Source organism: Escherichia sp. KCJ4928 (assembly GCF_004352695.1).
GTDB lineage: Bacteria > Pseudomonadota > Gammaproteobacteria > Enterobacterales > Enterobacteriaceae > ECMA0423.
Map to the genome: position 1 here is coordinate 1 of NZ_SJWV01000487.1, position 812 is coordinate 812.

Genomic DNA, 812 nt, shown 5'->3' on the forward strand with positions numbered 1-812 from the left:
GCACTATTGAGTTGATCCGCCGTTAAACGCCCTTCAATGCCGTTAGCGCCTTGTTTTTCACGTAAACATTTACGCCGAGTTTGCGTCCGGCTTTTTCCAGATATTCCGCAGCCATATAGGTGTGAGCAATACCCGCCGGACAGGCCGTTACGCAGACGATAGTTGGCGCGTTGGAAAAAGAGGCAGAAGGTTGCGTGCCTCCCTTGTCATCCAGCGCCGAGAGCAACTCATCAGGCGTCGTCGCCGACTGTATACGCGCCCGAATCTCATCATCCGCCAGGCGCGTGGTCAGCGCTGTCAGCAGTTGCATATGCGTAGTACCCGCTTCATTGGGGGGAATCGCCAGCAGCACCACTAAATCAACCGCTTCCGGGCCATCAACGCCTTCCCACTGAAGCGGCTCGCTGAGTGTGGCGACCGCAAACGCCGCTTCTTTTACCGCAGCAGTTTTGCCATGCGGCACAGCCAACCCTTCACCTAAGGCGGTCGGGCCAAGGCTTTCACGGCGATACACTTCTTCCAGAAATTGCTCAGTACTGGAAATTTTCCCCAGAGCAGCAAGACGTTGAGTCAACGCGTGGATGGCCTCTTCACGGCTGGTAAAGCGCGCATTCAGACACAACGCATCGCGGTGGGTCAGAGTCGTCAGATTCATCATGATCCTCACTTGATCGTTTTTATAGTCGCGCCAGTGTGCCCGATAAAACAATACCATTATGTGATCAATTTCACTTGATTGAAATTATTTGTATTGTATTTGTATTATTTACAGGATGAATTTATCGGGCATAATGGCTAAATTCGTATTAATG

Annotated in this window: 1 pseudogene; it reads right to left on the reverse strand. The window is 51.5% G+C overall.

The annotated features are described in order from the left end of the window. Positions 1–655, reverse strand: a pseudogene (locus E0D98_RS25020) (fructose PTS transporter subunit IIA); the annotation flags it as partial. Between the last annotated feature and the right edge of the window lie 157 nt (positions 656–812).